General features: G+C 35.9%; 4 protein-coding genes. 3 read left to right on the top strand and 1 reads right to left on the bottom strand.

Going from position 1 to position 9,193, the window contains the following annotated elements:
* Positions 1-26: 26 nt before the first annotated feature.
* On the bottom strand, positions 27-1,220 hold the full coding sequence (gene sucC, locus A3SG_RS0116055; protein ID WP_016991026.1) for an ADP-forming succinate--CoA ligase subunit beta: 1,194 nt from the start codon (positions 1,218-1,220) through the stop codon (positions 27-29).
* A 429-nt stretch (positions 1,221-1,649) separates the two neighbouring features.
* On the opposite strand from sucC, the gene gltB reads away from it, so the two are divergent.
* The 3 genes from gltB (at position 1,650) to lysA (ending at position 9,145) form a co-directional block, all read left to right on the top strand.
* On the top strand, positions 1,650-6,164 hold the full coding sequence (gltB, locus tag A3SG_RS0116050; protein ID WP_016991025.1) for a glutamate synthase large subunit: 4,515 nt from the start codon (positions 1,650-1,652) through the stop codon (positions 6,162-6,164).
* 2 nt (positions 6,165-6,166) lie between these two features.
* Positions 6,167-7,621, top strand: coding sequence for a glutamate synthase subunit beta (locus tag A3SG_RS0116045; RefSeq protein WP_016991024.1), 1,455 nt, complete (start codon positions 6,167-6,169; stop codon positions 7,619-7,621).
* Between the two features lie 303 nt (positions 7,622-7,924).
* Positions 7,925-9,145, top strand: coding sequence for a diaminopimelate decarboxylase (gene lysA / locus A3SG_RS0116040; protein WP_016991023.1), 1,221 nt, complete (start codon positions 7,925-7,927; stop codon positions 9,143-9,145).
* Positions 9,146-9,193: the final 48 nt, after the last annotated feature.

Raw genomic sequence — 9,193 nt, 5'->3', positions numbered from 1 at the left:
TTTTTTTATATCTATTAATTCTCTAATTAAGAAAGAGCCGCTTTTACTTGGTCAGCTGCTTCTTGAAATTCAACAGCCGATAAAATTGGCATTCCTGAATTATCAATTAATTCTTTTGCAATGGCTGCATTAGTACCTTGTAAACGAACAATAATTGGCACGTTAATAGCGTCTCCCATATTTTTGTACGCATCAACAACTCCCTGTGCCACACGGTCACAACGAACAATTCCACCAAAAATATTAATCAAAATCGCTTTTACATTTGGGTCTTTTAAGATAATACGAAAAGCAGTTTCAACACGTTTTGCATCAGCAGTTCCACCTACATCAAGGAAATTTGCAGGCTCAAAACCAGCATACTTAATTAAATCCATTGTTGCCATTGCTAAACCGGCACCGTTAACCATACATCCAACTGTACCGTCAAGATCTACATAGTTTAATCCCACTTCTTTAGCTTCTACTTCAATTGGATTCTCTTCAAGAATATCGCGCATCTCAGCATAAGCTTTTTGTCTGTATAAAGCATTGTCATCAATATTAACCTTAGCATCTACAGCTAAAATTTTATTATCAGATGTTTTTAAAACTGGATTGATTTCAAACATTGATGCATCTGAACCAATATATGCTTTATATAAAGCATCGACGAATTTCACCATTTCTTTGAAAGCATTCCCGGAAAGACCTAAGTTAAAAGCAATTGTTCTTGCTTGAAAGCCTTGAAGCCCTACAGAAGGATCAATTTCTTCAGTAAAAATTAAATGAGGTGTATGTTCTGCTACTTCTTCGATATCCATTCCACCTTCAGTAGAATACATAATCATATTGCGACCTGTCGCTCTGTTCAATAAAACAGATACGTAAAATTCTGAAGTTTCACTTTCACCAGGGTAATAAACATCTTCAGCTACTAAAACCTTGTGTACTTTTTTACCTTCCGCAGAAGTTTGAGGTGTAACCAATTGCATTCCAATTATTTGACCAGCTACCTCTTCTACTTGTTGTAGGTTTTTGGCAAGTTTTACTCCTCCACCTTTTCCACGTCCACCTGCATGAACTTGCGCTTTAATTACGAACCAACTTGTCCCTGTTTCAGCAGTTAATTGTTTCGCGGCAGTAACAGCTTCAACTGCATTATTAGCTACGATACCACGCTGAATGCGTACTCCGTAACTAGCTAAAATCTCTTTTCCTTGATATTCGTGTATGTTCATAATATAGAATTTGTCTGGATCCTGAATTTATTTCAGAATATAAGTGCCACAAAAATAGCAAAATTCATGGTAACAGAAAAATCTTTTTCCTATTTAAAATTTCTTATCTCAGAAGTTCAATTATAAACTGATAATAACAAACAATTTTAAGTCTTAACAAATGTAAAACCAAATAAAACTGGTACTATAAAAGTCACTATATCGATTGAAATTATTTTCTCAAATTTGATTGTATCAGTTAGATACTGTAATAAATTGTATTTTTTAGTAAATCAGATTGCCGATTTTGTAATTCACACACGTCTAAATATGATTATTATCATTTAATGTTCGTTATTCTATTTTTACTGTAAAAATATTTCGTTTTAGTCGTGTTTACTACATTATATATAATGAAATCGCTATTTTTATATAAAAAAATTATAAAGCATGAAAGTTAAAGAACAAGGCCTTTATATGCCTGAATTTGAACATGACAACTGTGGCGCAGGATTTATTTGTAATTTAAACGGAATTAAATCTAATGACATTATTCATAAAGCACTTGATATTTTAATTAAATTAGAGCATCGTGGTGCAGTGAGCGCTGATGGAAGAACCGGAGATGGAGCAGGAATTCTTTTTGATATTCCTCATGATTTTTTTAAGAAAGTATGTGATTTTGCTATTCCAGAAACGAGCGATTATGCAGTGGGCATGGTTTTTTTACCAAAAAAGAAAAACCAAGCTGACTTTTGCAACACGACCTTTGAAACTGCTATTCGCAATCAAAATTTGAGTATTATCGGATGGAGAGATGTTCCTGTCGATATTTCAAATCTTGGACAAATCGCAGCTGAAAAAGAACCTACAATAAAACAAGTCTTTATTGGTAAGAATGGGTTAGAATTAACCCAACAACAATTCAACTCTAAATTATTTGCAGCCAGAAAAATTGCTGAACATACTATTCTGAGTTCAAAGACTTCAGAAAGTCATATGTTCTATTTCTCTAGTTTATCTACTACCACCATAATATATAAGGGGCTATTGATGCCGGAAGACATCAGCAGATACTATACTGACTTATCAGACGATGATTTAGTGACGAGACTAGCTTTAGTTCATCAACGCTTTTCTACGAATACATTCCCTTCATGGGAACTCGCTCAACCATTCCGATATATGTGTCACAATGGAGAAATCAATACCCTTCGTGGTAATGTAAGCAGAATGCGTGCACGTGAAGAATTGATGCAAAGTGACATCTTTGGTGATGACTTGAAGAAAATGTTTCCTATAATACTGGATGGAAAATCAGACTCCGCCTCTATGGATATGGTTATCGAATTGTTATTGATGACTGGGCGCTCCTTGCCGGAAGTTATGATGATGGTTGTACCTGAAGCATGGGAAAAACACCAAACCATGTCGGATGACAAAAAAGCATTCTACGAGTATAATGCCTGCATTATGGAGCCTTGGGATGGTCCTGCCTCTATTCCGTTTACTGATGGAAACGTTATAGGTGCCCTTCTTGATAGAAATGGTTTGCGTCCCTCTCGTTATACCCTCACCAAAGATGGATTTGTAATTATGGCTTCTGAAATAGGTGTTTTAGACATAAAACCAGAAGATGTCATACAGCATGGCCGCTTAGAGCCGGGAAAAATGTTCCTCGTTGACATGAATGAAGGACGTATTATCGAAGATGATGAGATCAAAGATGCTATAGTAACAAAACGTCCTTACAGAAAATGGTTAGACGACAATTTATTGCATCTAGCAAAAGTACCGTATACCAATAATACGACGCCGACGGAAAATATAGATTTTGAAACTCGATTGCGTTTATTTGGATATACTATTGAAGATTTAAAGACGATTATAAATCCAATGAGTACAAAGGGAACGGAAGTACTTAGTTCAATGGGTAATGACACTCCTTTAGCGGTATTATCGGATAGACCACAACTTTTGTATAATTATTTTAAACAGTTATTTGCTCAAGTTACCAATCCGCCTTTAGATGGAATTCGCGAAGAAATTATTACGGATATCAGTTTAGCTGTTGGTGGAGATTATAATATCTTTGATATTGTTCCAAAACATTGTAAAAAGTTGAAAATTCAGAATCCAGTAATCTCTAAAGAAGATCTGGACAAAGTACGAAATATTGACCATCCAGATTTCAAGTCACAAACTATTTCTACTTTATACGAAATAGAAAAAGGAGTAAATGGTCTGGAACGTGCATTAGAGAAATGTGTACAAGCAACTTTTAAGGCAATACAAGAAGGATACAATATCATCATACTTTCTGACAGAGGTGTTAGTGATACATTGGCTCCGATACCCATGTTGTTAGCTTGCTCTTATGTGCATCATTCGATGAATATTCTAAAAGTTCGTTCTAAATTTGGGATCATTATTGAATCTGCTGAACCGCGTGAACCACATCATTTCGCCCTATTATTTGGATATGGTGCAAGTGCCATAAATCCATACTTGGTGAATGAAATCATCCGTGATCAGGTGGATAAAAATTTTATTATAGACATGACAGCTGATTATGCTATTACAAATTACAATAAAGCTATTGCAAAAGGGATTCTGAAAATTATGAATAAAATTGGTATCTCCACTTTACATTCGTATCGCGCAGCCCAAATTTTTGAAATTTTAGGTTTAAACAAAAATTTTACTTCTAAATATTTCCCATATACCCCTTCTAGAATAGAGGGAATCGGTTTAATAGAAGTCGAAAAAGAAATTAAAGAAAGGTATCAGAAGGCATTTCCAAACTCGAGTGTCGCCAGCCTTTTATCTCTAGAAATTGGTGGTATTTACAGATGGAGAAGAACAGGCGAGAAGCATATGTTTAATCCAACCACAATTTCTAAATTGCAACAAGCCGTGCGCTTGAATAGTCCAGAAAGTTATAAAGAGTACGCCACTATGGTCAACGATCAAAGTAAAAACCTAATGACCATTAGAGGGCTTTTTGAATTTAATAACTTAGATCCAATCTCAATTGACGAAGTAGAGCCTTGGACAGAGATTGTTAAAAAATTTAAAACTGGCGCCATGTCACTTGGTTCTCTCAGCCAGGAAGCTCATGAAAACTTAGCAATTGCCATGAACAGAATAGGTGGTAAAAGTAATTCAGGAGAGGGTGGTGAAGATCCAAAACGTTTCCAAAAAGAAATAAACGGTGACTCTAGAAATAGTGCTATAAAACAGGTAGCTTCCGGAAGATTTGGAGTATCAATTAACTACTTGACAAATGCTAAAGAAATCCAGATAAAGATGGCGCAAGGCGCCAAACCTGGCGAAGGTGGTCAACTACCTGGTGCAAAAGTGCTTCCTTGGATTGCAGAAATAAGAAACTCAACTCCATATGTTGGATTAATTTCTCCTCCACCGCATCATGATATTTATTCTATTGAGGATTTGTCACAATTGATATTTGATTTAAAAAATGCCAATCGAGAAGCTCGTGTAAACGTTAAATTAGTTTCGGAGGTGGGTGTTGGTACTATTGCAGCCGGTGTCGCAAAAGCAAAAGCCGATGTGATTTTGATTTCAGGTTTTGATGGAGGAACAGGTGCTGCACCATTAACTTCATTGCAACATACAGGAATTCCCTGGGAACTCGGACTTGCCGAGGCACAGCAAACTTTAATTCTCAATGATCTGCGAAGTCGTGTCGTTTTAGAATGCGACGGACAATTAAAAACAGGTCGTGATGTCGCTGTTGCGGCATTACTTGGAGCAGAGGAATTTGGTTTTGCAACCGCACCTTTAGTGGCATCAGGTTGTATTATGATGCGAGCATGTCATTTAAACACATGCCCAGTAGGTATTGCTACTCAAGATCCTGAATTGAGAAAGAATTTCAAAGGAACTCCAGAACACATTATTAATTTTATGTACTTTATTGCTGAAGAATTGAGAGAAATCATGGCTCAATTAGGCTTTAGAACACTAAAAGAAATGGTAGGACAATCACAAAAATTGAACGTAAACAAAGCCATTAAACATTACAAAGCAAGTGGTTTAGATTTGTCTACAATTTTATACAAACCTGAAAAAGCAAAAACGGTTCCGAATCACAATACAACAACACAAGATCATGCCTTAGAGAACGTTTTGGATTTCCAAATTATAAAGGAAGCGATTCCTTCTATTTATAGAAAAGAGAAAACACGAGTTAACTTTAAGATTAAAAACACAGACCGTTCTGTAGGAGCTATTTTAAGTAACGAAATTTCAAAAATATATGGTGCCCAAGGTTTACCGGAAGACACTATTCTTGTTGACTTTGAAGGTTCTGCTGGACAAAGTTTTGGCGCTTTCGCTACTAATGGATTGTCATTTAAAATTCATGGGAATTGTAATGATTACTTAGGAAAAGGACTATCAGGAGCTAAATTAATTATCAAAGTCCCTCCTACTGCAACATTTAAACCAGAAGAAAATATAATTATTGGTAACGTAGCACTTTATGGCGCTATAACTGGTGAAGCATACATTAACGGTATGGCCGGTGAACGGTTCGGTGTAAGAAATTCTGGAGCAACAGCAGTTGTGGAAGGAATCGGAGATCACGGATGTGAATATATGACCGGAGGTATTGTGGTAGTTTTAGGAAAAACTGGAAGAAATTTTGCCGCTGGTATGAGTGGTGGAATTGCTTATATTTATGATGTCAAAAAACAATTCGAAACCGGATTGTGCAATATGGAAATGGTAGCCTTAGAAGAATTGGAAGATGACGACTTAAAAAAACTTAGACGTCTAATTAAAAATCACTCTATGTATACTAACAGCCCATTGGCAGGAAGAATCTTAGAAGATTGGGAAAACCAACAAAAACATTTTATCAAAGTAATGCCAAAAGATTATAAAATAGCATTACAGCGATTAGCAGAAAGAAAAAAAATTGAAGAACTAATAGCATAGTCATGGGAAAGATAGGTGGATTTAAAGAATACGATAGAACTGACGAAAGTAATGTAGTAATAGCGGAACGTGTATCAAATTATAATGAGTTTACAATTCCATTAGCTAAAGAAAAAATTAAAGAACAAGGATCAAGATGCATGGACTGTGGAATTCCATTTTGCCATAGTGCTTGTCCATTAGGGAACTTGATTCCTGACTTTAATGACATGGTACATCAAGAAGAATGGCAAGGTGCCTTAGAAATATTACAAGCAACAAATAACTTTCCAGAATTTACAGGCCGCTTATGCCCTGCTCCATGTGAAAAATCGTGTGTGTTGGGTATTATTGAAGAGCCTGTAGCTATTGAGAATATTGAAAAAAATATAATAGAGAGAGGTTTTGCGGAAGGATGGATTAAACCCCAAATTCCATTACAAAGAACTGGTAAAACAGTAGCAGTTATAGGTTCAGGCCCTGCCGGATTAGCGGCTGCTCAACAATTAAATAGAGCTGGACATACTGTAACTGTCTTTGAGCGAGATAATGCTATCGGTGGATTATTGAGATATGGAATTCCAAATTTTAAATTAGAAAAAGCAATTATTGATCGACGTGTCCTTATATTAGAGGCGGAAGGAATCATTTTTAAGACTAATGTAAATGTAGGAGTAAATTATAGCATTGAACAATTAAATACATTCGATTCAATTGTATTGTGTGGAGGCTCCACGACAAGTAGAACCTTACCGACGAAAGGAATTGAAAGCAAAGGAGTGGTTCAAGCGATGACCTTCTTGACACAACAAACAAAATCATTGTATGGAGAAGAGATTCCTAATCAAATACTGGCAACCGGAAAAGATGTAATTGTTATTGGTGGTGGAGATACGGGTTCTGACTGCGTAGGAACTTCCAATAGACAAGGAGCCAAATCAGTTACTAATTTCGAAATCATGCCTAAACCACCTGTTGGAAGAAGCGAAACTACGCCGTGGCCTTATTGGCCATTACAATTAAAAACATCTTCTTCACATCAGGAAGGTTGCGACAGAAATTGGTTAATCAATACCAAAGAATTCATTTCTAATGAAAAAGGAGAATTAGTAGGCTTGAAAACTGTAGAAGTAGTCTGGAAGATGAACGCCGGACAAAGACCTGAATTAGTCGAAAAAGAAGGTTCTGAAAAAATATGGCCTTGCGATATGGCACTATTGGCTCTCGGTTTTACAGGTCCTGAGAAAACGTTAAGCGATCAGCTAGGTTTAGAAACAGACCTTCGAACTAATTATAAGGCAACAAATTATCAAACTAATGTACCACACATTTTCACTGCGGGCGATATGAGAAGAGGCCAATCTCTGATTGTTTGGGCAATCTCTGAAGGTCGTGAAGCAGCAAGAGAAGTCGATCATTATTTGATGGGATACACTAATTTACCAACAAAAGGAAATGGTGATTTACCTAGTCTATAACTCTAAATAAAACTACGAAATGGCTGTCAGAATATTTTTTTTGACAGCCATTTTTAATTTGGAGGTGCCCACGCCTCCACTATCGTTCCTGCTTGGTCGGGCTATACGCTACAAGTCCTCGCCACTTTCGCAAAAGCTTCTTTGCCTACGGGCTATTCGCTACTATCCCTCACCCAGACTACGACGGTACTAAAAAACATAATATTTGTTTAATTTATAACTTTTTGTTATATTTTGTTAAGAATAATTCAATGCATTGTAAGTCTGAATAAATATCAATAAATTTGCCTAAAAAGAACAACAATGCAACCTAAAGACTTACTTCAACTAGTAGAACAATTTGGCAGTCCAATATATGTTTACGATGCCGAAAAAATAAAATCACAATATAACAGATTATCTAAAGCTTTTTCTAAAGTTGATAAGTTGCGAATTAACTATGCAATGAAAGCATTATCAAATGTTGCCGTGCTTCAATTATTAAAAGAAATGGGAGCTGGTCTCGACACAGTATCCATCCAAGAAGTGCAATTAGGACTTCATGCAGGGTATGAGCCTGAAAAAATATTTTATACACCAAATGGCGTTTCTCTTGAAGAAATTGAAGAAGTAAATGCAATGGGCGTTCAGATTAATATTGATAATTTATCTATCCTAGAACAATTTGGGACAAAACACCCTAATGTACCTGTTTGTATTCGTATCAATCCGCATGTAATGGCAGGTGGTAACACTAACATTTCGGTAGGACATATTGATAGTAAATTTGGAATCTCAATCCATCAATTACCGCTTTTGGTGCGAATTGTCGAAAACACAAAAATGAATATCGTTGGAATCCACATGCATACAGGTTCTGACATTCTTGATATTGAGGTCTTTTTGTACGCTGCTGAAATCTTATTTGATGCCGCGAAAAATTTCAAAGACTTAGAATTTTTAGATTTCGGAAGTGGATTTAAAGTTCCCTATAAAAAAGATGATATCGAAACCGATATTGAAGAGTTAGGCAAAAAATTGACTAAAAGATTCAAGGCATTTTGTACTGAATATGGAAAAGATTTAACTTTGATTTTCGAACCTGGCAAATTTCTAGTAAGCGAAGCAGGGGTCTTTTTAGCAAAAGTAAACGTGGTAAAACAAACTACTTCGACCGTTTTTGCCGGAATAGACAGCGGATTTAATCATTTGATACGACCAATGCTTTATGGCTCCCAACATCATATTGAAAACATTTCTAATCCTAAAGGAAAAGAGCGTTTCTACTCAGTAGTAGGCTATATTTGTGAAACAGATACTTTCGCAAATAACAGGAGAATTTCAGAAATTAAAGAAGGAGACATCTTAAGTTTTAGAAATGCAGGCGCCTATTGCTATTCGATGGCCTCTAATTACAACTCTAGATACAAACCCGCTGAAGTATTATGGATGAATGGAAAAGGACATCTAATACGAGCACATGAGACGTTTGAAGATTTACTAAAAAATCAAATACCTTTACCAATAGAAGCTACAACAGTCTAATAAAAAATACCACTCTCAATATTGAAGAGGTGGGAGTTTTTTTTTGTT

The organism is Flavobacterium sp. ACAM 123, from assembly GCF_000264055.1.
Taxonomy (GTDB): Bacteria; Bacteroidota; Bacteroidia; order Flavobacteriales; family Flavobacteriaceae; genus Flavobacterium.
This window is presented reverse-complemented; position numbering and strand designations above follow the sequence as displayed.

Bases quoted from the DNA above. Each gene is read 5' to 3' on its own strand.
- A3SG_RS0116045 (WP_016991024.1), top strand. From the start codon at position 6,167: ATGGGAAAGATAGGTGGATTTAAAGAATACGATAGAACTGACGAAAGT.
- gltB (WP_016991025.1), top strand. From the start codon at position 1,650: ATGAAAGTTAAAGAACAAGGCCTTTATATGCCTGAATTTGAACATGAC.
- sucC (WP_016991026.1), bottom strand. From the start codon at position 1,220: ATGAACATACACGAATATCAAGGAAAAGAGATTTTAGCTAGTTACGGA.
- lysA (WP_016991023.1), top strand. From the start codon at position 7,925: ATGCAACCTAAAGACTTACTTCAACTAGTAGAACAATTTGGCAGTCCA.